The sequence below is a fragment of the Steroidobacter agaridevorans genome, assembly GCF_009932555.1.
Lineage (GTDB): Bacteria > Pseudomonadota > Gammaproteobacteria > Steroidobacterales > Steroidobacteraceae > Steroidobacter > Steroidobacter agaridevorans.
This window is the reverse complement of record NZ_BLJO01000003.1, coordinates 208,350-231,717: the sequence shown is the minus strand read 5'-3', so window position 1 is coordinate 231,717 and position 23,368 is coordinate 208,350. Positions and strand designations below refer to the sequence as shown.

Here is a 23,368-nt window from a genome sequence, read left to right as displayed (position 1 = left end):
GCCCCGAAGGTACTGCTCACTCCCACTCGATCGTGGCCGGCGGCTTCCCCGAAATGTCGTACGTCACTCGCGAAATCCCATCGACCTCGTTACAGATCCGCCGCGCCACGAGATCCAGGAACTCGTAAGGCAGGCGCGACCAGCGAGCGGTCATGAAGTCGATGGTCTCGACGGCGCGCAGGGCGATGACGTAGTCATAGCGACGGCCGTCGCCCATCACAGCGACCGAGCGTACGGGCAGGAACACCGCGAACGCCTGGCTGGTGCGATCGTAGAGATCGTGCTTGCGCAGTTCGTCGAGGAAGATCGTGTCGGCCTTGCGGAGCAGATCGGCATATTGCTTCGTCACTTCGCCAAGGATGCGCACGCCCAAGCCCGGACCAGGGAACGGATGGCGATACACCATCTCGCGCGGCAGGCCGAGCTCGACGCCGAGCTTGCGCACTTCGTCCTTGAACAGCTCGCGCAGCGGCTCGCACAGCTTGAGATTCATCTTCTCGGGCAGGCCGCCGACGTTGTGATGGCTCTTGATCACGTGCGCCTTGCCGGTGCGCGAACCGGCGGACTCGATGACGTCGGGATAGATCGTGCCCTGCGCGAGCCAGCGAATGCCCTGCAGCTTGGCGGCCTCTTCTTCGAACACTTCGACGAACAGACGGCCGATGATCTTGCGCTTGCGCTCCGGATCCACTTCGCCCTTCAACGCCGTGAGGAAACGTTCCTCGGCATTGACGCGAATGACGCGCACGCCCATGTGCTGAGCAAACGTTTCCATCACCTGGTCGCCTTCGCCCTGCCGCAGCAGGCCGTGATCGACGAACACGCAGGTGAGCTGATCGCCGATCGCACGATGTAACAGCGCGCCGACGACGGAAGAATCGACGCCGCCCGACAAACCGAGCAGCACGTTGTCGCGACCGACTTGCTCGCGCACCCGGGCGATGGAATCAGTAATGATATTGCCCGGGCTCCAGCGCGCCTCGCAGCCGCAGATCTCGCGCACGAAGCGTTCGAGGATCTTTTCGCCCTGAAGCGTATGAGTGACTTCCGGGTGGAATTGAACCGCGTAGTAGTGTCGCGACTCATCGGCCATCGCCGCGAGCGGCACGCTGTTGGTGAAGCCCACAGCCACGAAGCCCGGCGGCAACTCATCGACCTTATCGCCGTGACTCATCCACACATCGAGCAGCGGCCTGCCCTGCCCGTCCTTGTGATCGAACAGACCATCGAACAATTTGCACGGCGCCGACGAAGTCACCTGCGCATAGCCAAACTCGCGATGCGTGCCGGCGGTGACGCGGCCACCGAGCTGCGCCGCCATCGTCTGCATGCCGTAGCAGATGCCGAGCACCGGCACGCCGCTTTGAAACACCGCTTGCGGCGCCGTCGGACCTTTCGTGTCCGTGACCGATTCCGGACCGCCCGAGAGGATGATGCCCTTCGCACCAAACTCGCGTACCTCGGCATCCGTCACGTCCCAAGGAAGGATCTCGCAATACACGCCGCTTTCGCGGACGCGGCGAGCGATCAGCTGAGTGTATTGCGCGCCGAAATCGAGAATCAGAATGCGGTGCGCGTGGATATCCGAGCGAGGCAAATTATCGGCTGACACGGTAGTTGGGTGCTTCTTTTGTGATAGTCACATCGTGAACGTGGCTCTCGCGCACACCGGCGTTCGTGATGCGTACGAACTGGGGCCGCGTCCGCATCTCTTCGATGGTTTTGCAGCCGGTGTAGCCCATCGCTGCGCGCAGGCCGCCGGCCAGCTGGTGCAGGATGGTGACCACGGAACCCTTGTAGGGCACGCGGCCTTCGACGCCTTCCGGCACCAGCTTTTCCAGCTCGGCGGTGGCGTCCTGGAAATAACGGTCCTTGGAGCCGTGCGCCTGAGACATGGCGCCCAGCGAGCCCATGCCGCGATAAGACTTGTACGACGCGCCTTGATACAACTCGACTTCGCCCGGCGATTCTTCGGTGCCGGCGAACATGCCGCCGCACATCACCGAATTGGCGCCGGCGACCAGCGCCTTGGCGATATCGCCCGAGAAGCGGATGCCGCCGTCCGCGATCAGCGGCACGCCGGAATCCTTCAACGCGGCGGCGACGTTGGCCACCGCCGTGATCTGCGGCACGCCCACACCGGCCACGACACGCGTCGTGCAGATCGAGCCCGGGCCGATGCCGACCTTCACGCCGTCGGCGCCCGCTTCGACCAGCGCCAACGCAGCGTCGGCGGTCACGATGTTGCCGCCAATGACCTGCTGATCGCGCCAGGTCTTCTTGATCTCACGCACCATCTGGATCACGCCGCTCGAATGGCCGTGCGCGGTGTCGACGATGATCACGTCGACGCCGACTTCGCGGAGTGCGGCGACGCGCTTCATCGTGTCCGCACCGGTGCCGACAGCGGCGCCGACGCGCAGCGCGCCTCGATCGTCCTTGGCGGCACGCGGGAATTCGGTGGCCTTCTGGAAGTCCTTGACCGTGATCATGCCCTTCAAGTTGAAGTTGGCGTCCACGACCAGCACCTTCTCGATGCGATGCTTGTGGAGCAGCGCCAGCACTTCGTCCTTGGGCGCGTTCTCACGCACGGTGACCAGGCGCTCTTGCGGGGTCATGACGGTGGAGACCGGCGCGTCGAGCTTGGTTTCGAACCGCAGGTCGCGGTGGGTGACGATGCCGACCGCCTTGGAGCCGACCACGACCGGCACGCCGGAGATGTTCTTGGAGCGGGTCAGCTCCAGCACTTCGCGAATGGTCTTGTCGGGCGAGATGGTGATCGGGTCGTGGATCACGCCGCTTTCGAACTTCTTGACCTTGCCCACTTCGCGCGCCTGGGCTTCGACGCTCATGTTCTTGTGGATGATGCCGATGCCGCCTTCCTGCGCGATGGTGATCGCCAGGCGCGCCTCGGTGACGGTGTCCATGGCGGCGGACAGGATGGGCAGATTGAGTCGGATCGCGCGAGTGAGTTGCGTGCTTAGGTCAGCGTCGCGCGGCAGGAAATTGGAGTAAGCCGGGACCAGAAGCACGTCGTCGAAGGTGAGTGCTTCCTCGAGAATACGCATGGTGGAGCGCCCGCGGGTTATCGATGAAAGCACGCCATTGTACGCGGCGGAGCCCCTCCGGTAAATGTTCTGCCTGAAGCCGGGCATCGGGCCCGACAGGCAATGCCGGACGTGCGCGCCCGGGACGTAGGCTGTAGCCTTCCCGAAATGAATCGCGAACTGGAATTCGACTTCTCCATGCCGCCGCCGGCCCCGAAGCCGCCTGAGGAGACTACGCCCGCCCCGCCCCCGGCCGAGCCCGCTCCTGTGGCCAGGAAGGCCGCGACTCCGCCCGTCCGTAAGGCCGCCCGGGCGCCGGTGCGCGCGCCGATAGACGATATCGATGCAGCGACGCCCACCTCGACCGAGCCTGAACGCGATGTCTATACGCCCGGCCGGCTGAACAAGGAGGCCCGCATGCTGCTCGAGCGGGGCCTGCCGTCGCTCTGGATGGAGGGCGAGATCTCCAACCTGTCGCGCCCCTCCTCCGGGCACTGGTACTTCTCGCTCAAAGACGAGTCCGCCCAACTGCGATGCGCCATGTTCCGTCAAAAGAACCTCGGCGCTCGCTTCACCCCCAAGGACGGCATGCATGTACTGACGCGCGGACGCGTGAGCCTCTACGAGCCGCGCGGCGAGTATCAATTCATCGCCGACTACATGGAGGAAGCGGGCGAAGGCGTGCTCCGCCGACGTTTCGAGCAGCTGAAAAACAAGTTGGCCGCCGAAGGCCTGTTCGACGCGAATCGGAAGAAGCCGCTGCCTCGCCTGCCCCGCCGGATCGGCGTTGTCACCTCCCCGACGGGCGCGGCCGTTCGCGACGTGCTCAATATTCTGCGACGCCGGTTCTGCACGATCCCGGTGTTGATCTATCCGGTTCAGGTGCAAGGTGAGAGCGCGGCCGGCCAGATCGCGAGGACCATTCGGATGGCGTCGGCTCGTGCCGAGTGCGATGTGCTGATCGTCGCTCGCGGCGGTGGCTCGCTCGAGGACTTGTGGGCGTTCAACGAAGAAGCGGTCGCGCGCGCCATCTTCGATTGTCAGATTCCGGTCGTCTCCGGTGTCGGTCACGAAGTGGATTTCACCATCGCCGATTTCGTCGCCGACGTGCGTGCACCGACGCCCTCGGGTGCGGCGGAAATCGTCGCGCCCGATTGCAATGAATGGACGCGCAGTGTCGATCTGCTCGGCCGTCGCGTGCGAACCGCGATGGTTCGAAACATGGCGTCTCGACAGCAACGGCTCGTGTGGCTGGAGCGGCGCCTGGCGCAAGTGCATCCGGGCGTGGAGCTACGTCAGAAGGCGCAGCGTCTGGATGATTTGGAGCAACGATTGAGTCGTTGCATCCGGCATGGGTTGTTTCAGCGCCGAAGCACGCTGGTAGAGCTCGCCGCACATCTTCGGCAGCGCTCGCCAGCTCTGCGCGTCGCCGATGCGCGCGGCAGATTGGAGATTGCACGCAAGACACTGGGTACGTCGTTGCAACGGCGCGTGAGCATGGCCGAGAGTCGGCTGCGTCACGCGGCCAGCAATCTGCGACAGCAGTCTCCGGCTGCTCGCATCGCCTCCTTGCACCGTCGAGTCGAGATTGCCGACCGGCGCATGGAGACGTCGTTGCAACGACAGCTGCGCAAGTTGGAAGCACGATTCACGCTCGCGGCCGGCAAGTTGAATACGGTAAGCCCGCTCGCGACCTTGCAGCGTGGCTATGCCATCGTCTCTGATGCTGACGGCACGGTCGTTACGGATGCCACGTCAGTGAACAAAGGCGACATCATTCAAACCCGTTTGTCCCGCGGCACCTTGCAGGCTCGCGTCGAGCAAATCACGCCGCATCGAGATGACGAGAACCAATGACCTCGACGATCCAGTCTCGCTTGCTTCGCTTCTCCGCTTCTTTGTTGCTGTTTGCCGGCTTCGCTGCCGGCGCCGCTGTGCTGCCGACGGAAAGCCGTGTTCCCGGCGGCATCGCGCTCGTGCCAGTGCCGGGCGGCGAGATGGCGCCCACGGTGATCTTCAATACGCACCGAGTCGCGGTCGTTCGCCGGAACGACCAATGGGTCGCCGTGGTCGGCATTCCGCTCGCGGAAAAGCCGGGTGAGCTGAAGGTGAAGGTCAGCACTCCGCAAGGCACGACCGAAGTGCCCTTTCGCATCACGGACAAGAAATATCGAACTCAGTATCTGACCATCAAGGATCAGCGCAAGGTCGAGCCGAATCCCGATGATTTGAAGCGCATTGGCCAGGAAACGAAGCGCTCGGACGCGGCGCTGTCCAAGTACACCGCGCTGGAGACGCCGTCACTGCAATTGGTGTCGCCCGTCGAAGGCGTGCGGTCCGACTCGTACGGCTCGCGCCGCGTGTTCAACGGCCAGCCCCGCAATCCCCACTCCGGCATGGACATCGCCGCTCCCAAAGGCACACCGATCAAATCGCCCGCCGCGGGCACGGTCGTGGAAGCCGGCGACTTCTTCTTCAACGGCAACACGCTCTACATCGATCACGGCGACGGCCTCGTGACCATGTACTGCCACCTCGACACCATCAAAGTAAAACCCGGCGACCGTGTCGACCAAGGCGAGCTGATCGGCACCGTCGGCGCCACCGGCCGCGTCACCGGCCCGCACCTCCACTGGGGCGTCGCGCTGAACCGCGCGATGGTGGATCCGGCGCTGTTTATCGGCAGCAAGTAGCTCGCCTCGCCGGCCGGAGGACCCACCCCCTGACCCCCTCCCGTGTACGGGAGGGGGAATTTGATTTTTCTTTTTTCTTTCCAGAGGCGGCCGGCTTTTATTGCCCATTCCCCTTCCGAGGAAGAAATAAAAAACCTAGTTCCCCCTCCCGTTCACGGGAGGGGGTTAGGGGGTGGGTCTTCAGGCCCAGTGGACCAATCAGGGATTCGCCAGCTTCAGCTCCGCCAGGAAGTCGGTGATCACCGGCCGGAAGCGGTCCATGTCGACCAGGAAGGAGTCGTGGCCCTGGATGGACGCGAGGCGGGCGAACTGCACGGTGCGGGTGCCGTTGCTCAGGCCGTCGGCGAGCTCTTGTTGTTGTTCGATGGGGAACAGCAGGTCGGTCTCGACGCCGATGATCAAGGCGCGCTCGACAGTGAACCGGCGCAGCGCTTCGGCGACCGAGCCGCCGTGGTCGGCGAGGTCGAACAGGTCCATGGCGCGCGAGATGTAGAGGTAGCAGTTCGGGTCGAACTGGCCGATGAATTTGACCGCGTGATTTTCCAGATACGACTCGACTTCGAAGTCGATGCCGAACGGATCGCCCGGCTTGCGCTCGGCGTTGGCGCGCTCGCGGCCGAAGCGTTGCAGCCATTCCTTCGCGGAACGATACGTGATCATGCCGAGCTTGCGAGCGAGGCGCATGCCCTGCACGGGAATCGCATCCGACGCATAGTTGCCTTCCAGCCAGGCGGGATCTTTGCGAATCATTTCCCGCTGCAGTGAGCGCAGGGCGATTGCGAATGGCGTCGAGCGCGCGGCGGAGGAAATGGAAACGAGCGCCCTCGCCCCTTCAGGAAACAAAGCGCAGTAAGCCAGCACCGTCATGCCGCCGAGCGACGGGCCGACGACGGCGGCGAGTTTCTTGATTCCAAGAGATGTGACGACTTCGTGGCCCGCGCGGGCGATGTCTTCCACCGTCAGCACGGGAAACGTCAGTCGATAGCACTGACCGGTGGCGGGATTGATGGACGTCGGCGAGGTAGAACCGAAAGGGCTGCCGAGCGAGTTCACGCAGATCACGAAGAAGCGGCGCGTATCGATCGGGCGGCCCGGGCCGATCATGTCTTCCCACCAGCCCGGCGCCGGATCCTCGGTGGAGGACGCCGCGTGCGCCGAGGGCGACAGGCCGGTGAAGATCAGAATGGCGTTGTCGTTGCAGAAACTCAGGTCGCCCCAGGTCTCATACGCGATCTGCACGTCCTGCAGAGCGCCGCCCCGCCGCATGGGAAATGGGCGGTCGAGGTTGAGAATTTTGCGGGCTGAAGCCATGAGGGAGTCCAGAACCGGATTGTTACGGGCAGTGTAAACCCGGCGCGTGACGATCGAACATTGCCGGGTGCTATATGCAAATGCCTAAGGTGGGCGTTGCTGGCCGGAAAACCCCACCCCCTGCCCCCTTCCGTGAACGGAAGGGCGACGCGCGTCAGCGCGCCTGACGTCAGCTCTTCTTGTGAGAGCGCTTCGCCCTGCGCTGCTCGGTGCGGCGCTGGCGAGGTGTCAGCGGATTCCGTTTACCTTTGAACGGATTGTCATCGGCACGGAACTGCACGCGCACCGGCGTACCTTCCAGCCGAAAGTTCTTACGGAAGACGTTCGCCAGATAGCGCTTGTATGCATCCGGGACGTGCTGGATCTGGTTGCCGTGAACCACGATGATGGGCGGGTTGCGCCCGCCCTGGTGCGCGTAGCGCAGCTTGATGCGACGGCCGCGAACCAGCGGCGGCTGGTGTTGCACCATCGCCGTTTCCAACACCCGCGTCAGCTCGGGCGTTGCCATCTCTCGCATCGACGCGTCGTACGCATGCTTCACGGCGCGCATCAACTCGCCCACGCCCGTGCCATGCAAGGCCGAAATAAAGTGCACCGGTGCGAAATCCAGGAACGGCAGACGCAAATCCAGGCCCGCGCGGATCTCATCTCGCTTGTCGGACGGAATGCCGTCCCACTTGTTGACCGCGATCAACAACGCGCGGCCGCGCTCGGCGACCATGCCGAACAAGCTCGCGTCCTGCTCAGTCACGGCATCGTGAGCATCGATCACGCCGATCACGACGTTGGCTGAATCGACCGCCTGCAGCGCCTTGATGACGCTGAACTTCTCGATCGCTTCCTCGACGCGGGCGCGGCGGCGCACGCCGGCGGTGTCGATCAATGTATACGTTTGGCCGTCGCGCTCGAATGGCACGAACACCGCATCGCGCGTGGTGCCGGGCTGGTCGAAGGAGATCAGCCGCTCTTCGCCGAGCAGGCGATTGATCAGCGTCGACTTGCCGACATTGGGTCGGCCAATGACCGCGACGCGAATGTCATCCTGTCCGCCCGCCGCAGCGGCGCCTTCGGGCAGCTCGATGCCTTCGAACACCTCATCCATCAGGCTCCGCACGCCATCGCCATGCTGAGCGGAGATCGCTTGAGGCTCGCCCAAGCCGAGCCCATAGAAGTCGGCGCCGGCCGTTGCCGAGTCGACACCCTCCGCCTTGTTGGCGAGCAGGAATACCTTCTTGTTCAGCTTGCGCAGCGTCTGCGCGATGTAGTGATCGTCCGGCGTCACGCCGGCGCGCGAATCGACCAGAAACAAAACGCGATCGGCCTCTTCGACCGCACGCAGCGCTTGCTTGACCATCTGCTGCTCGACGCCTCGGGCGTCGACAACGAGACCGCCGGTGTCGACGACGACATACGGAATCGAGCCGACTTTGCCGTAGCCGTAATTGCGGTCGCGCGTGAGGCCGGGCATGTCCGCGACGAGGGCGTCGCGGGTACGCGTGAGAAAGTTGAACAACGTCGATTTACCGACGTTGGGGCGACCGACCAGAGCGACGACAGGCAGCATGATGGATAACTGGAAATAACGGATGAGTGCGTGCTGCCTGAGCAGCGGCCCGGTCTCGATGAAGAGATTACTGGCCGCTGTCAGCTGTTTTGACTTCGCGGGCTTTGCTTTGGAACGCGAGCAGCTTGCCCGAGTCGGTCTGCACGAACACGCGCTCGTTGTCGCTGATCGCGGCGTTGGTGATGCGCTCGCCGTCCGTCTTCTGACGCGCGACGATGGCGCCCGTCGCCTTGTCGAGCCAGTGCAGATATCCCTCGAAGTCGCCGACGACCAGCGCATCGCCATCGATGGCCGGCGAGGTCAAGCCACGACGCTTCATCGTGTCCTGCTCCCACTGCACGGCGCCGTCACTGCGACGCATGGCGATCACCACGCTGTCCGCGTTGGTGAGATACAAGTTCTGCTCGTCCATCGTGAAGCCGCGATAGCTCGAAGCATCGCGCGCCCACCAGATCTGGCCGGAGTCACGCGCCAGCATGGCGACGCGGCCCTGGAAGCCGACGACGAAAATATCGTCGCCCGCGATGCGCGCCGGCGAATCGATGTCGGAGAGGCGTTCCAATTCGGTACGGCCGCGAGGCGAGTTCACGATCGTGTCCCACATCACTTCGCCGTTGCGCGGATCGATGGCCAGCACCTTGCCATTGTCGAAACCGGCGATGATGCGATCGCCTGCCAGCACCGGCGGCGCCGTACCACGCAACGTCAGCCTCGGCACCTGCTCATCGACGGCCCACTTGGTCGCGCCGTCGGTCGCCGACAGACCTTCGACGTGACCGTCGACGGTGCGGATCACGACCACGTCATTCACGATCAGCGGCTGAGCGAGGATTTCGCTCGCGATGGCTTTGCGCCAGCGTTGCGCGCCATTGCTGGCGTCGAGCGCGATGATGTCGCCGTCGCTCGAGCCCAGCACGACCAGACCATTGGCGACTTCAGGCCCCGCCGACAGCGCCAGCTTGGTCTTCGCGATCCAGTTGCGCTTGCCATTCGCGGCCGCCATGGCGATCACTTCGCCATCGTGAGAAGCGGCATACACGACACCGTCGACGACGATGGGCCGCAGCGCCAGGCGCATCCGCTCCGAATCGCCCCCGAGCCCCGCCGTCCAGACGCGATGCACGTCGCGCGTCGCCTTGATCTCGGTCAGCTCCGCGGGCGGATCGACCTCCTTGTCATTGTCGCAGCCGAGCATCACGAGCAAGGCCGTCGCGGCGGCGGCGATGCGCGCGCCACGATATAGACGATTCAAGGAAGTCTTCTTGTCGATCATGGCTGACCCTCGGCCGGCGCCGCCGGCTTGGTCTCGGGCGCGGCGGCTTTCTTATCGCCGCCCACGTCCTGCAGTTTCATTTCGAGCAAAGTACGGTCGATCGCACGATCGGCGCGCGGATCGATGTTAGCCGCGAGCGCAGCTGCATACTCGGCGCGCGCCCCTTCGACATTGCCTTTCGCAACCTGAGCATCGCCACGGATCTCACGAACCTGCGCAGCGAACGCACCGGCTTTCTCCGGATCCAACAGACTCAGCGCCTCGTCATGTTTGCCTTGCTGAATGAGCACACGAGCCACCCGCAAGCGCGCCACCCACGCGAGCTCCGCGTCGGCGGATTCATCGGCCACCGACCGCAGCAGCGGCAGAGCTTCATCGAACCTGCCGTCCTCGACGTGCTTCCGCGCCAGCAACAAGCGGGCCTGCTGCGTATACGGGGACTTCGCGTGATCGGCCGCGAGCGAGCTCAACGCGCGATTCGCCGCCTCCACGTCCTTCTTGTCCAGCGCGCCACGAAAGTCTTCGTACACCTTGGCAGCCGCGGCGGCCTGATTCGCGGTGTGAACCTTCCAGTACTGCCAGCCGCCCAGCAGCACCAGGCCCAGCACGATGCCGCCGAGAATCCAGGTCCAGTTCTCCCGCCACCAGTTGCGGAGCGCTTCTTCCTGATCGCGATCGGTCAGATATTCTTCGACCATGACTTGCCGTCTTGAATTGTAGTAAGGGTTGGAGACTTCAGCCTTCAGGTCAACGTTGTGCCAGGCGCGCGCCCAGCTCGTCGACCAGTCGCTCCCAGGCGACTTCCACCTGCGGCGCCTCTACCCGCAGGGACTTCAGACCAGCGACGCGCTTTTCAGTTTCCGAGTCGCCGAGAATCAGTGCCCAGGCCGCGCCGCTCTTGTCGGAGCGCTTGAGCTGCGACTTGAAACTGCCACCGCCACAGTTCATCTCGATGCGCAAACCGGGAATTTGGTCGCGCAGAGTTTCGGCAATTCGCAGCCCCTCGGCCTCGGCGCGCTGGCCGGCGATCACGAAATACACGTCCGGGGCCGGGGCCGGCACTTCGCCGTTCTGCACGCGGACCAGGTCCACGATGCGTTCCTGGCCCGCCGCCCAGCCGATCGCGGGCGTGGGCTTGCCGCCCAATTGCTCCACCAGGCCATCGTAGCGGCCGCCTGAACACACCGCCCCTTGCGAGCCGAGCTCGGTCGTCACCCACTCGAATACCGTGTGGGTGTAGTAGTCGAGACCGCGGACCAGCCGTGGATTCAAAACGTACTTCACTCCCAGCGCATCGAGGTGACGGCACAGCCCGCCGAAGTGCGTGCGCGATTCCTCATCCAGATGCTCGGTGAGGATCGGCGCGTTCCTGATGATGTCCTGCAGCTCCGGATTCTTGCTATCGAGAATGCGCAACGGGTTGCCATCCAGACGCTTCAGGCTGTCGGCATCCAGCTTCGACTTGTGAGCCGTGAAATATTCCACCAGCTTCTCGCGATATACGCGGCGCGAAGCCGGCGTGCCGAGCGAGTTCAGGTTCAGCTCCAGACGCTTCACGCCCGCCTGGGTCAGCAGGCGCGAGCTGAGCAATATCACTTCCGCATCGATGTCCGGGCCCGGATAACCGAAGGCCTCGACATCGAGCTGATTGAACTGCCGGAAGCGGCCACGCTGCGTGTTCTCGTGACGAAACATCGGGCCGGCGGTCCACACGCGTTGCGTTTGATTGTGCAGCAGACCGTTGCTGATCATGGCGCGCACGATGCCGGCGGTCGCCTCGGGGCGCAGCGTCAGCGAGTCGCCACTGGGATCGTCGAAGGTATACATTTCCTTCGACACGACGTCGGTGAACTCGCCGATGGAGCGCTTGAACAACCCGGTGTGCTCGACCAGCGGCAAACGGATTTCCTGATACGCGTAGGACGCGAAAATATCGCGCGCCAAAGTCTCCAGGCGCTGCCAGGCCGCCGTTTCGGCGGGCAGGATGTCGTTCATGCCTTTGGGCGGCTGGATCTGCTGCTGACTCACTCGACCGGAACCTCACCACTCGCCTGCGCGCTCATCATTTCCACGGTGCCATTCGCGGTGACCACGAATTTGGCCGCATCCCGCCCTGCCCTGCGTGGCACCACCACCGGACTATCGTTCACCTGGACGGTGACTGCGGACGCTTTGCCGAGCGTGACTCGTATCGGCGGCACGCCTGTCAGCGCGCTCACCTTGCCGCTCTCACCCAGCCCGAACATCAAACGTTTGCCGGTCGCGTCGTAGATCTCGGTCCATGACGCGTCGTTGAACTGCAGCCGCAACCGGACTTGTAGCGCCGCTGTTGGCGACGCTGTCGTCGCGGTCGCGGGCACCACGTTCGATACGGGCGGCGGTGGCTGAACCGCAGGCTCCGTTGAGTCCGCAGGCTCCGGCGGCAACGTCGATGGCAACGAACCCGCCTCGGTCACCGCTTCATCCGGAATCGACGTCTGCATCGGATCGCCCGGCGTGGACACCGTCGACCACAGCCACCAGCCCAAGCTCAGCGCGATCAACCCCACGCCCGACCACAACGGCCCGGCGAGCGAGCGACGTTCCATATCGATCGGCGCACTGGCCACCGACGCCGGAATCGGCGCGGGGATTTCCTGTACGCCGGTCAGCGCCTCGTAACGCTCGATGATGAGCTGCGGCGACAATCCCAACAGCGCGGCGTACTGTCGCAAATGTCCGCGCGCATACACCGCTGGACCCATTTGTTCGAAACGATTGTCCTCGATGGCCGCCACGACGCGCGCATCCAGGTGCAGCTCTTCGGCAATGTGCAGCTGAGTAAGCGAGCGCCGCTCGCGCTCCTTGCGCAACAATTCGCCGGGCGTCAGCGACGGGAGGGCCGGCTCCGCGGAGCTGGCCTGTGCGGTCTCTACCGCCGAGCTCTCGTTGCTGTTGCCAGCTGCATTCATCCAGGATTCCGCTCGGACTCGATCAACTCCTTGGTCTGAGCGGCCCTCGGGTATTCCAGCTTCAAACGCTCCGCATAATTCTTGGCTGCGGCCACGTTGCCGAGGCCGCGCTCGATGCGCACGCCCAACCACAGCGACGCCGGGCTGGTGCGGCCAACTTCAATGTAGCGCTCGAGAAAGCCACGCGCGGACAAATAATCGGTTTGCTTGTATTGCAGGTCGGCCATCTGGAACAGCGCTTCGCCGAACTTCGGCCGCACGGCCAGCGCCTTGCGCAGATTGGTCTCGGCGCCCTTCAGGTCGCCGCCATTGCGGGCGCAGTTGGCCGCGTTCAGATACGCAACTTCGGGCGTGCGATACAACGGATTGGTCGCGGCCTCGATCATCAGCTTTTCGCCGCGCGAGTGTTTGCCCCTCTGGCACAGAAACGCCCCGTAGTTGTTCTGCACTTCCGGATTCTTCGGATCGAGCGCCAGGCCCTTCGCGAAGTGCGATTCGGCTTTGTCGCTTTCGCCAAGGCGTTCGTACAGCATGCCGGCGGTGATCTGCGCCTGGGAGTTGCGCGGATTCTGCTCGACCGCCTTGTCGATCTTTTCCTTGGCCTGGTTCAGGTTGTTCTTGCGCAGATAATCGGTGCCGATCTGCAGATTGATTTCGGCGGCACGCTCGTTGTCCGGGGAGCCCAACTGCGTGCTACCAGTGCTCACGCAACCGGCGAGCGCGGCCGATAGCACCAGGAAAGCCACCGCCGTACTTCTCATTACTGCACCGCCACTGAGATCAGCTTCGAACCCAGACGAACTGTCGTACGGTCGTGCACGCGTCCCACCAGCTGGCCGCAGGCGGCATCGATGTCATCGCCGCGCGTCCGACGCGTCGTTGCGATCACTCCGTTCGCATTCAGAATGTCACGGAAGCGCTCGATGGCGGCGGCACTGGAACGTTTGTAACGCGTGCCCGGAAACGGATTGAACGGGATCAGATTGAGCTTGGCCGGCCGACCCTTGAGCAGGGCCACCAGCTCGTACGCGTGCTCAGGGTGATCGTTCACGCCGTCGAGCATGACGTATTCGAAAGTAATGCTGCGGGCGTTCTGTTTGTTGACGTACACCCAGCACGCATCCAGCAGCTCGGCGATCTTGTGCTTGCGATTGATCGGCACGAGCTCGTCGCGCAACGTGTCGTTCGGCGCATGCAACGACACCGCGAGCGCGCAGTTGGTTTCTTCAGCGAGCTTCAACATCTGCGGCACGAGACCTGAGGTGCTCACCGTGACGCGACGGCGCGAAATGTCGAAGCCCAGATCGTCCATGAGAATTTCAGTGGCTGGCACGACGTTGCGATAGTTCGCCAGCGGCTCGCCCATGCCCATGAACACGATGTTGGTGACGACGCGATCGCCGCCGTGCTGATAGCCGAGCTCCTTGTTCGCAAGCCACACCTGGCCGACGATCTCGGCGGCATTGAGATTGCGATTGAAGCCCTGCTGCGCGGTCGAGCAGAAGGTGCAGTCCATCGCACAGCCGACCTGGCTCGAGATGCACAGCGTGCCGCGGCCGGGCTCGGGGATGAACACCATCTCGATGCCCTGCTTCACGCCTTCACTCGTGTTCATCGCCAGCAGCCACTTGCGTGTGCCGTCGGCAGACACTTGAGTCATCGTGATTTCGGGCACCGCGACTTCGGCGACTTCGACGAGCTTCGCGCGGAAGCTCTTGGCCAGATCCGTCATCTGGTCGAAATCGGCAACGTGGCGCTTGTACAGCCACTTCATCAATTGCCGGGCGCGAAACGGCTTCTCGCCCATGTTCGCGACGAACGCCTCCAACTCGGCCCGTGTCAGACCCAGCAGGTTGGTTTTGGCGGTCGTCGCGTTCATGAGAGTGCCTGCAGTCGCGATCAACGCGTACGCGGGCAGATTTCGGTGTTCGAGAAGAAGTATGCGATCTCGATTTTCGCGTTGTCGAGGCTGTCCGAGCCGTGCACCGTGTTCTCGTCGATGCTGTTGGCCAGGTCGGCGCGGATCGTGCCCTTATCGGCCTTCTTCGGATCGGTGGCGCCCATCAGCTCGCGGTTCTTGGCCACCGCGTTTTCGCCTTCCAGCACCTGGAGCATCACCGGGCCGGAAATCATGAACTTGACCAGGTCCTTGAAGAACGGACGTTCTTTGTGGACCGCGTAGAAACCCTCGGCCTGCGCCTGGGTGAGCTGAACCATCTTGGCGGCAATGATCTTGAGGCCGGCCTGCTCGAAGCGGCGGTACACCTCACCGATCACGTTCTTTTGCACGCCGTCGGGTTTGACAATGGAAAAAGTGCGTTCGACCGCCATGGAATCGTCCCGTTAATTCAATGAATTGGAAAGAGTTTGCCGAACCTGACCAAGGCTGGTGTCGCCGGGCGGCGGCAATTGCGCGCGCGCAGTCTACCCGGCATGGCCGGGAGCAGCAAGAAAATGAATAGGGACGCGGAGTTAGGCAGTCCGCCTAACGACTTACACGCTGAAGCTCTCGCCGCAGCCGCATTCACCTTTCGCTTTCGGATTGCGGAAGCGGAAGGCCTCGTTCAGGCCCTGCTTCACGAAGTCCACCTCGGTGCCGTTGATGTAGTCGAGGCTGTCGCGGTCGACAATGACTTTGACCCCGCGGTCCTCGAACACCACGTCGTTGGAGCCGACGTCATCGGCATAGTTCACCACGTAGGCGAAGCCTGAACAGCCGGTCTTCTTGACCGCCAGGCGCAGCCCAAGGCCATGGCCCCTGCGTGTGAGGAAAGACTGGACACGATCGGCGGCGGCGGGAGTCAGTGAGATGCTCATAGCGTGTACAAGCGTGATGGCGGCGGCCTGCTGAATCAAGTGCGAGGGTCATGCCAATTCGGCCGACCCACATTCCAAGCGATGCCGATTATGGAATAAGCCGGGCCCAGGCTTCACTCAGGGCACGCACGGCGTCTTCGAGAATGAGAAGTCGGCCACGTTTTTCCAGCGGAAAACGCAGCGCCTGGTCGGCATCGCGCCAGCGCCAGGTGCGCAGCTGCTCGCGATTCAGCCCCACCAGCCGCTCGCTCAGCCAGGAGCCGGCGGCGATGCAATGAGGACACCCGTACGCTTCGAAACGCACCGCTTCGATTCGTTCGTCGGCGACGCGCGCACTGAGAACGAACATCGTGCCCTGCGCGACGCTGCCGGCCGTGCCTCGAATGACGCCCTCGCCCGCTTCGAAGTGCCCGCCGTTGCGCGGCTGCTCGAAGTGGTCGACGACGGTTGCAGAATATTCAGGTTCCATTTGGAACCAGGGCGCGCAACCGCCCGACCTCGCGGCTCACGATGGCGATGGCGCGATCGACGTCGTCCTCGGTCGTGAAGCGCCCCAAGCTGAACCGGATCGAGCTTTGCGCCAATTGATCGCTCCTGCCCAACGCTCGCAGCACGTACGACGCTTCATCCGAGCCCGATGCGCAGGCGGAGCCCGACGAGACCGCCAGCTCACGCAGCCCGAAGCGCAGGCTCTCGCCTTCGATGTTGTGGAAACAAACGTTGAGGACGCCCGCGACCCGCTCGGTGGGGTGGCCGTTCAGCTCCACGCCGCCGATGGCGAGCAGCCCCTTCAGCAGACGCTCCCGAAGCACCGAGATGCGCGCGACATCGGCCTCGCGCTCGCGCTCGCCGATCTCGAACGCCAGGCCCATGCCGACGATTTGATGCGTCGGCAACGTGCCCGAGCGCAATCCTGTTTCCTGGCCACCGCCATACGACAACGGCCGCAATCCCAGCGGCGGCCGGCGACGGACGTAGAGCACGCCGATGCCCTTCGGGCCGTACGCCTTGTGCGCGGTGAGCGACAACAGATCGATATTCATCGCCTCGACGTTGATTGGCAGTTTTCCCGCGCTCTGCGCGGCGTCCACATGGAACGCGACGCCTCGCTCGCGACAGATCGCGCCAATCGCGGCCACATCCTGAATCACGCCCGTCTCGTTGTTGACGTGCATGAGCGAGACCAGCTGCGTGTCCGGCCGTAACGCTTCACGAACCTGCTCGGACCGCACGATGCCGTCGGGACCGGGCTTGAGCCAGGTAACCTCGAACCCTTCCTTCTCGAGCTGCTTGAACGCATCGAGCACGGCTTTGTGCTCGGTGCGTGCGGTCACAACGTGACGACCGCGATCCGCATGGAACCGCGCGACGCCGAGGATTGCCAGGTTGTCCGACTCCGTCGCGCCCGACGTCCAGATGATGCACTCCGGGCGCGCACCGATCGCTGCCGCCACTTGCTGTCGCGCCTTCTCGATCATGGCGCGAGCACGAGTGCCGAACGTATGCCCCGACGAAGGATTGCCGTGCGCGCCGTCGGGGCGCAGGCATTCGATCATCAGCTCGGCGACGCGGGGGTCGACGGGCGTGGTGGCGGCGTAATCGAGGTAGATCGTCTTTGAAGGGGTCATGAGGAAGCGGTTTTCCCAGCGGTGCGCCGGCGCGATTGCACGGCGGTGAGAATGCCACGAAGGATATTCATTTCATTCTGATCGAGCCGCGAACGGTTGAACAAGCGACGGATGCGCGCCATCAGGTGCCCGCCGCCGGTGCGGTCGCGAAAATCGATCTCTTCCAGCACGCGCTCGAAGTGCTCGTACAACAGCTCCATCTCGCGTGCCGTCGCGAAAGGAACTTCGGGCGGCGGCATTGCGGGTGCGCCGGCGCGCGTCGCCAACATGATCTCGTATGCGATGACCTGGACCGCCATGCCGAGATTCAACGATGCGTAGTCCCCGGCGGTGGGAATGGTCACGAGCCGATGGCAGCGCGACAGCTCCACGTTGAGCAGCCCATACTTTTCCGAGCCGAACACGATCGCGACATTGCCGACCTGCCCCGCCTCGGCCACCAGCTGCGCGCATTCGCGCGGCTCGACCAGATCGAAGCTCATGTAGCGCTTGCGGGCGCTGGTGCCGACCACGAAGCCACAGTCGGCGATCGCGTCATCGAATTCCTCATGCACCCGGGCCGCATCCAGCACGTCGTCGGCGCCCGACGCGCGCGCGGTCGCCTCCGCATGAGGGAATGCCTTAGGCCGCACCAAGTGCAGCTCGCTCAGCCCCATGTTTTTCATGGCGCGGGCCACCGCGCCAATATTGCCGGGGTGGTTGGGATCGACCAGGACGACACGAATACTCATCGTAATGCGCTATTCTAGCGCCCCTTCGGACGGCACGCCGCCGTCATGCTCTTTACCAATTCCTGCCCCCTGCCCTGATCCGCTTTGGATCCGGGGCTCGTTTGTCGAGGTCGTTTTTCCATGCAGCCTTTGCTCAATATTGCCGTCCGCGCCGCCCGTCGTGCCGGAGAAGTCATCGTCCGCGGCATGAACCGCGTGCACCGTCTCGATATCCGCCAGAAGGGGCAGAACGATTTCGTCTCGGAGATCGACACCCAGGCCGAGATGGAAATCATCGATACGGTGCGCAAGAGCTACCCGGATCACGCCTTCCTCGCCGAGGAAAGCGGCTCGCACGGCGGCTCGATCCACAGCGAATTCGTGTGGATCATCGATCCGCTCGATGGCACCACCAACTATCTCCATGGTTTTCCGCAGTTCGCCGTTTCCATCGGCGTGCAACGTCGTGGGCGCATGGAACATGCGGTCGTTTACGACCCCTTGCGGCAGGAGCTGTTCACGGCGTCGCGCGGTGAAGGCGCGCAGCTCGATGGGCGGCGGATTCGAGTGAGTCCGCATGTGGGGTTGGAGCGGGCGTTGATTGGGACTGGCTTTCCTTATCGGACCAATCTGCATTGGATCGACCAGTACATGGCCATGTTCAAGGCGGTGACCCAGGCGACGGCGGGCATTCGCCGGCCGGGCGCGGCGGCGCTGGATCTGGCTTATGTGGCGGCGGGTCGGCTCGATGCGTTTTGGGAGTTTGGGTTGTCGCCTTGGGATACTGCGGCCGGGACTTTGTTGATTACTGAAGCGGGTGGGTTGGTGAGCTCGCTGCAAGGGACGGAATACAAGCAGGGCGGGAATATTCTGGCGGGGACGCCGAAGGTGCATGCGCCTTTGTTGGAGTTGTTGGCCCCTCACGTTCCTGCGGAACTCACCTGAGCTGCGCGCTTGCCGCTGCCCTTCGGGCGCGGCCGCGAAGAAACAGATAAATAGTTTTATTTTTTGCCCCTGCGGGGCGGCCCGGAGGCCGGCGACTTCTCGCCGGCCGCGAGGCAGATCGGAGTTCGGCGGTTCTGTTGCCGGCCGAGGCAAATCGGAGTTCGCGGTTCTGTTGCCGGCCGAGGCAAATCGGAGATCGGCGGTTCTGTTGCCGGCCGAGGCAAATCGGAGATCGGCGGTTCTCTTGCCCGGCTGCGAGCAATCGGAGCCCGCCGGTCCTCTCGGCTGCGAAGCAATTGAGTTCAGCGAATCCGGCAGGAGCGAAGCGAACTGCGCGGACCCGCGATCTTTGGCGCTTCGGTGACAGTTCAATCCCGGACTGGCGGAGCGGCATCTCCCCTAGCCCGTTCCTCCCCGGAGGGGAGGAACTAATTTTCTAATTCTTCAGGCCCGGCGCTCTGCCGAAGGCAGAGTCGCCGGACTCCGGGGCTTCAGTCCTGAGCGGGCGCGGGCGTCTTGGTGGCGCCGTTGCTGTGGCCGTTCTGGCCAAGGGGGCTGCGGCCGTAGCCGTAGACGGCGTACACCAGCAGGCCGATGCCGGCCCACACGAAGAACGTCAGCTGCGTACGCAGCGGCAGGGAGAACATCAGGAACGCGCAGCCTGCCATCGCGAGCGGCGCAACGATCCACACGCCGGGCGCGCGGAACGGGCGATGACGCTCCGGCTCGCGCTTGCGAAGGATCATCACACCGGCCGCCACCGTGAGGAACGCGAACAGCGTGCCGCTATTGGAAAGATCCGCCAGCACACCGACCGGGAAGAACGCGGCGAACACCGTCACCGCCAGGCCCGTAACAATCGTCACCACGTGCGGCGTATGGAACCGCGGATGAATCTTCGTGAGCTGCTCGTTGAACGGCAACAGCTTGTCTCGCGCCATCGCGAAGAAGATGCGCGTCTGGCCGAACAACATCATCAGGATCACCGACGGCAACGCCAGGAACGCCGCCAGGCCGATCAGCTTCGACACCGTCTTCCAGCCGATCTGATCGAGCACGTGCGCGAGCGGCTCGCCGCTGCACACCAGCTTGTCGGCGTTATCCGGCTGACGGCAGGCGATGGCGATATCCGCACTGCCCGGCTCGTAAGCGAGATTCGTGGCCGGATCGATGACCGGCTGCGCGCCGATCGTGCCCACCGCGCCGCCGGCGACCAGGATGTAGAAGATCGTGCAGATGACCAGAGAGCCGATCAGGCCGATCGGCATGTTGCGTTGAGGATTCTTGGTTTCTTCCGCCGCCGTTGAGACCGCATCGAAGCCGACGTAGGCGAAGAAGATGGACGCGGCGGCGCCCGCGATGCCCATGCCGGAAATCTCGCCCATGAAGCCGTTGGGCGAGAACGGCTCGAAGTTCTCCATGTTCATCACCGGCACCGCCAGGAAGATGAACAGCGTCAGCGCCGCGATCTTGATGGCGACCAGGATCGCGTTCACGGTGGCGCTCTCACGCGTGCCGAGCACCAGCAGGCTAGTCACGAGCAATGCGATCACCGCAGCCGGCACGTTCATGACGCCGCCGACGTGCATACCGCTGGTGAAGGCCGCCGGGATGTCTATGTCGAAGGATCGTTCCACCAAGCCGACGAAGTAGTTGGACCATCCCACCGACACCGCGCTCGCGGCGACGGCGTACTCGAGAATCAGCGCCCAGCCCACCATCCAGGCGATCACCTCGCCGAGCACGGCGTAGGAGTACGTGTAGGCGGAGCCCGAGACCGGCACCATCGCCGCCAGCTCCGCGTAGCACAGCGCGGTGACGGCGCAGACGAAGCCGGCGATCACGAACGACATCATCATGCCCGGACCGGCCTTTTGTGCGGCTTCGGCGGTGAGCACGAAGATACCCGTGCCGATCACGGCGCCGATGCCGAGCATGGTCAGCTGGAACGCGCCCAGGGTGCGCGTCAGCGATTTCTTCTCGGCGCTCTCGAGGATCAGTGCGAGAGGTTTGATACGCCAATTCATTATGTCGGTTTCCTCGGGTCTGTCGTGCCAGTGGTTAGACCGGAATCAAGGTGGAACAGCGCACTCCCCGTGCGGAGCGGATCATAGGCGCATCCGGCAGTGAACGTCACCCGACCTACGATAGGAAGACGCCAGAAACGTTCGCGCACCGCCGTGGCCCGCTGAGGCATTCCCTGGCACCACAACGGGGACAATATCTGTAAAGTCGCGCCCCAACGCTGTTGCATACAGAGTTTCGAGACTGCTCAGGCCGCCATGAATAATGTCTTAACCGTAATGTTCGGCGTCACGGTGACGCCGTGGAAGCTCATTGGCTACACCGGTGTGTTCCTGTTCGCCGGCCGCTGGTTCGTCCAGCTGGCCGCCTCGAAGGCCCACGGCAAGCCGGTCATGCCCACCCTGTTCTGGTACATGAGCGCCGCCGGCAGCGTGCTGCTGCTCGCCTATTTCATCTTCGGCAAGAACGACTCCGTCGGAGTCATGTCCAACCTTTTCCCGCTGTTCGTCGCGCTCTACAACTTATATCTGGATAGCAAGAACAAACAGCGCCCAGGCACCGCGGCCTGATCGCAACACTTCGGCGCTTTTCCTACTCTTCCTCGAGCTTCTTGCGCAGCTGGACCGGCTCTTCCTGGGGCCGGTTCATGCGCTTGCGCACCTGGATGTTGAGCATCTCCACCAGCACCGAGAACGCCATGGCGAAGTAGATGTAGCCCTTCGGGATGTGGAAGCCGAGGCCTTCGCCGACCAGCGCCACGCCGATCAGGATCAGGAACGACAGCGCCAGCATCTTGATGGTCGGATGACGATCGACGAAATCGCTGATCGGGCCGGCCAGGAACATCATCATCAGCACCGCGACGATCACCGCCGCGATCATGACTTCGACGTGATCGGCCATGCCGACCGCGGTGATCACGGAGTCGAGCGAGAACACGATGTCGATGATGGCGATCTGGATGATCACCGACATGAAGGACGCCCTGCCCTTCGCCTCGCGCTGTTCCTGTTCGCCTTCCAGGCTGCCGTGGATCTCGAGCGTGCTTTTCGCGATCAGGAACAGACCGCCGCCGAACAGGATCAGGTCGCGCCCCGAAACACCGCGGCCCAGGATCGAGAACAACTCCTCCGACAGCCCCATCACCCAGGTGATCGACAGCAGCAGCAGGATGCGCGTGATCATCGCGAGCGACAGGCCGATGGTGCGGCCTCGCGCGCGCTGCTCCGGCGGCAGGCGGCCCACCAGGATGGAAATGAAAATGATGTTGTCGATGCCGAGGACGATCTCCAGAGCCGTCAGCGTCAGGAACGCCAGCCACACCTGGGGATCAGTCAAGAATTCCACAATCCGAACCTCATGAGATGACAGTCACGACTCAATCGTTGCGCAGGTCGGGCGTACCCGACGCGGCCTCGCGCCGCGACACCCACAACGACGCAACGATGCCGATCGCCAGGAACCCGACGATCACGCCCAGCGAAATGGCGTGCGGGATCTCCAGATGATGATGCAGCATCATCTTCACGCCGACGAACGCCAGGATGAAGATCAGACTGAACTTGATGTACTTGAACATCATCATCAGGCCGGCGATCGCGAAGTACAGCGAGCGCAGTCCGAGAATGGCGAACGCGTTCGAAGTGAAGACGATGAACGGCTCCTGGGTCACCGCGAAGATCGCGGGAATGGAGTCGACCGCGAACACCACGTCGGCGAAATCGACCAGCAGCAAGGTGACGAACAGCGGCGTCGCATGGCGCGCGCCATCGACCATCGTGAAGAAGCGCTCGCCGTCGAGCTTGTCGGTGACCGGATAGACGCGGCGAGCCAGCCGCACCAGCACGCTCTTGCCCGGGTCGAACTGCTCTTCTTCGCTCTTCAGCATGCGCGCCGCCGAGAGCAGCAGAATCGCGCCGAAGACATAGAACATCCAGTCGAACGAATGGATCAGCGCCGCGCCGGCCGCGATCATCGCGCCGCGCAGCAGGATGGCGCCGACGATGCCCCAGAACAGCACCCGATACTGGAACTGCGGCGGAATCTTCATGTACGTGAAGATGATCGCGATCACGAAGATGTTGTCGACCGACAGCGACCATTCGAGCAGATAGCCGGTGATGTACTGAAGCGCCGCTTCAGTGCCGCTCGGCGCGTCGGGCGTGACGCGCCAGCCGAACCAGTGATGCTCGTAGACGCCGTACACCAGCGCGGAGAACGACAGCGCCACCAGGACCCAGACCACGGTCCAGCCGAGCGCCTGGCGGACGCTCATCTCCTTCGACTCCCGGTGCAGCACCACCAGATCCAGCGCCAGGACGCTCAGATACAGTGCGAAGAAGACCACCCAGACCATCAAGCTCATGGCTTAGCCGCTGCTGCTGTCGTTATTGCGGTATCCGCC

At 63.5% G+C, this 23,368-nt stretch carries 22 protein-coding genes; 4 read left to right on the top strand and 18 right to left on the bottom strand.

What is annotated here, in order from left to right; genetic code table 11:
• Window positions 1-16 precede the first annotated feature (16 nt).
• Entirely contained in the window at window positions 17-1,612 is a 1,596-nt protein-coding gene (guaA, locus tag GYH35_RS12015) for a glutamine-hydrolyzing GMP synthase (protein WP_244318914.1), read from the bottom strand.
• Window positions 1,599-3,068, bottom strand: a complete 1,470-nt coding sequence (gene guaB, locus GYH35_RS12010) for an IMP dehydrogenase (protein WP_161812072.1) — start codon at window positions 3,066-3,068, stop codon at window positions 1,599-1,601. Before guaB ends, guaA begins: the two co-directional genes overlap by 14 nt.
• 147 nt (window positions 3,069-3,215) lie before the next feature.
• On the opposite strand from guaB, the gene xseA reads away from it, so the two are divergent.
• Together xseA and GYH35_RS12000 are read left to right on the top strand one after the other, a co-directional pair.
• Window positions 3,216-4,904 (top strand): exodeoxyribonuclease VII large subunit, encoded by a 1,689-nt coding sequence (gene xseA / locus GYH35_RS12005; RefSeq protein WP_202624259.1) that lies wholly within the window; start codon window positions 3,216-3,218, stop codon window positions 4,902-4,904.
• A complete protein-coding gene (locus GYH35_RS12000; protein ID WP_202624258.1) occupies window positions 4,901-5,740 on the top strand; it encodes a peptidoglycan DD-metalloendopeptidase family protein in 840 nt (279 codons plus the stop codon). Before xseA ends, GYH35_RS12000 begins: the two co-directional genes overlap by 4 nt.
• Before the next feature lie 198 nt (window positions 5,741-5,938).
• Here the strand turns inward: GYH35_RS12000 and metX are convergent, their stop codons facing one another.
• From metX to GYH35_RS11935, 13 genes are all read right to left on the bottom strand, one after another.
• On the bottom strand, window positions 5,939-7,051 hold the full coding sequence (gene metX / locus GYH35_RS11995; protein WP_161812071.1) for a homoserine O-acetyltransferase MetX: 1,113 nt from the start codon (window positions 7,049-7,051) through the stop codon (window positions 5,939-5,941).
• A 169-nt stretch (window positions 7,052-7,220) separates the two neighbouring features.
• On the bottom strand, window positions 7,221-8,615 hold the full coding sequence (der, locus tag GYH35_RS11990) for a ribosome biogenesis GTPase Der (RefSeq protein ID WP_161812070.1): 1,395 nt from the start codon (window positions 8,613-8,615) through the stop codon (window positions 7,221-7,223).
• Window positions 8,616-8,682: 67 nt separating this feature from the next.
• Window positions 8,683-9,888 carry an outer membrane protein assembly factor BamB gene (gene bamB, locus GYH35_RS11985; protein ID WP_161812069.1) on the bottom strand — a complete coding sequence of 402 codons (1,206 nt, stop codon included), beginning with the start codon at window positions 9,886-9,888 and terminating at the stop codon, window positions 8,683-8,685.
• On the bottom strand, window positions 9,885-10,586 hold the full coding sequence (locus tag GYH35_RS11980) for a YfgM family protein (protein ID WP_161828517.1): 702 nt from the start codon (window positions 10,584-10,586) through the stop codon (window positions 9,885-9,887). Before GYH35_RS11980 ends, bamB begins: the two co-directional genes overlap by 4 nt.
• Before the next feature lie 49 nt (window positions 10,587-10,635).
• The gene (gene hisS, locus GYH35_RS11975) at window positions 10,636-11,916 is read right to left on the bottom strand and encodes a histidine--tRNA ligase (RefSeq protein WP_235936768.1); all 1,281 of its coding nucleotides are present in this window, start codon (window positions 11,914-11,916) and stop codon (window positions 10,636-10,638) included.
• Window positions 11,913-12,839, bottom strand: coding sequence for a helix-turn-helix domain-containing protein (locus GYH35_RS11970; RefSeq protein WP_161812067.1), 927 nt, complete (start codon window positions 12,837-12,839; stop codon window positions 11,913-11,915). The genes hisS and GYH35_RS11970 overlap by 4 nt, the downstream gene beginning before the upstream one ends.
• A complete protein-coding gene (pilW, locus tag GYH35_RS11965) occupies window positions 12,836-13,600 on the bottom strand; it encodes a type IV pilus biogenesis/stability protein PilW (protein WP_161812066.1) in 765 nt (254 codons plus the stop codon). The genes GYH35_RS11970 and pilW overlap by 4 nt, the downstream gene beginning before the upstream one ends.
• Window positions 13,600-14,718 carry a 23S rRNA (adenine(2503)-C(2))-methyltransferase RlmN gene (gene rlmN, locus GYH35_RS11960; protein ID WP_161812065.1) on the bottom strand — a complete coding sequence of 373 codons (1,119 nt, stop codon included), beginning with the start codon at window positions 14,716-14,718 and terminating at the stop codon, window positions 13,600-13,602. The genes pilW and rlmN overlap by 1 nt, the downstream gene beginning before the upstream one ends.
• Before the next feature lie 20 nt (window positions 14,719-14,738).
• Entirely contained in the window at window positions 14,739-15,170 is a 432-nt protein-coding gene (gene ndk, locus GYH35_RS11955; protein WP_161812064.1) for a nucleoside-diphosphate kinase, read from the bottom strand.
• A gap of 162 nt (window positions 15,171-15,332) precedes the next feature.
• Window positions 15,333-15,656: a HesB/IscA family protein gene (locus tag GYH35_RS11950; RefSeq protein ID WP_161812063.1), complete on the bottom strand. Its 324-nt coding sequence runs from the start codon at window positions 15,654-15,656 to the stop codon at window positions 15,333-15,335.
• An 88-nt stretch (window positions 15,657-15,744) separates the two neighbouring features.
• Complete coding sequence (locus tag GYH35_RS11945) at window positions 15,745-16,125, bottom strand: iron-sulfur cluster assembly scaffold protein (protein ID WP_161812062.1); 381 nt, start codon at window positions 16,123-16,125, stop codon at window positions 15,745-15,747.
• Window positions 16,115-17,284, bottom strand: a complete 1,170-nt coding sequence (locus GYH35_RS11940; protein ID WP_161828516.1) for an aminotransferase class V-fold PLP-dependent enzyme — start codon at window positions 17,282-17,284, stop codon at window positions 16,115-16,117. The genes GYH35_RS11945 and GYH35_RS11940 overlap by 11 nt, the downstream gene beginning before the upstream one ends.
• Window positions 17,281-18,015: an RNA methyltransferase gene (locus GYH35_RS11935; RefSeq protein WP_202624257.1), complete on the bottom strand. Its 735-nt coding sequence runs from the start codon at window positions 18,013-18,015 to the stop codon at window positions 17,281-17,283. The genes GYH35_RS11940 and GYH35_RS11935 overlap by 4 nt, the downstream gene beginning before the upstream one ends.
• 120 nt (window positions 18,016-18,135) lie before the next feature.
• On the opposite strand from GYH35_RS11935, the gene GYH35_RS11930 reads away from it, so the two are divergent.
• A complete protein-coding gene (locus tag GYH35_RS11930; RefSeq protein ID WP_161812060.1) occupies window positions 18,136-18,939 on the top strand; it encodes an inositol monophosphatase family protein in 804 nt (267 codons plus the stop codon).
• A 491-nt stretch (window positions 18,940-19,430) separates the two neighbouring features.
• Here GYH35_RS11930 and GYH35_RS11925 read toward each other — a convergent pair whose 3' ends face one another.
• Window positions 19,431-20,966 carry an amino acid permease gene (locus tag GYH35_RS11925; RefSeq protein ID WP_202624256.1) on the bottom strand — a complete coding sequence of 512 codons (1,536 nt, stop codon included), beginning with the start codon at window positions 20,964-20,966 and terminating at the stop codon, window positions 19,431-19,433.
• A 255-nt stretch (window positions 20,967-21,221) separates the two neighbouring features.
• Here GYH35_RS11925 and GYH35_RS11920 point away from each other — a divergent pair, with 255 nt between their 5' ends.
• Window positions 21,222-21,533 (top strand): lipid-A-disaccharide synthase N-terminal domain-containing protein, encoded by a 312-nt coding sequence (locus GYH35_RS11920; protein ID WP_161812059.1) that lies wholly within the window; start codon window positions 21,222-21,224, stop codon window positions 21,531-21,533.
• 22 nt (window positions 21,534-21,555) lie between these two features.
• On the opposite strand, the gene GYH35_RS11915 is transcribed toward GYH35_RS11920, so the two are convergent.
• Both GYH35_RS11915 and GYH35_RS11910 read right to left on the bottom strand, forming a co-directional pair.
• Complete coding sequence (locus GYH35_RS11915; RefSeq protein ID WP_202624255.1) at window positions 21,556-22,311, bottom strand: TerC family protein; 756 nt, start codon at window positions 22,309-22,311, stop codon at window positions 21,556-21,558.
• 31 nt (window positions 22,312-22,342) lie between these two features.
• Complete coding sequence (locus GYH35_RS11910; RefSeq protein ID WP_161812058.1) at window positions 22,343-23,329, bottom strand: TerC family protein; 987 nt, start codon at window positions 23,327-23,329, stop codon at window positions 22,343-22,345.
• Window positions 23,330-23,368: the final 39 nt, after the last annotated feature.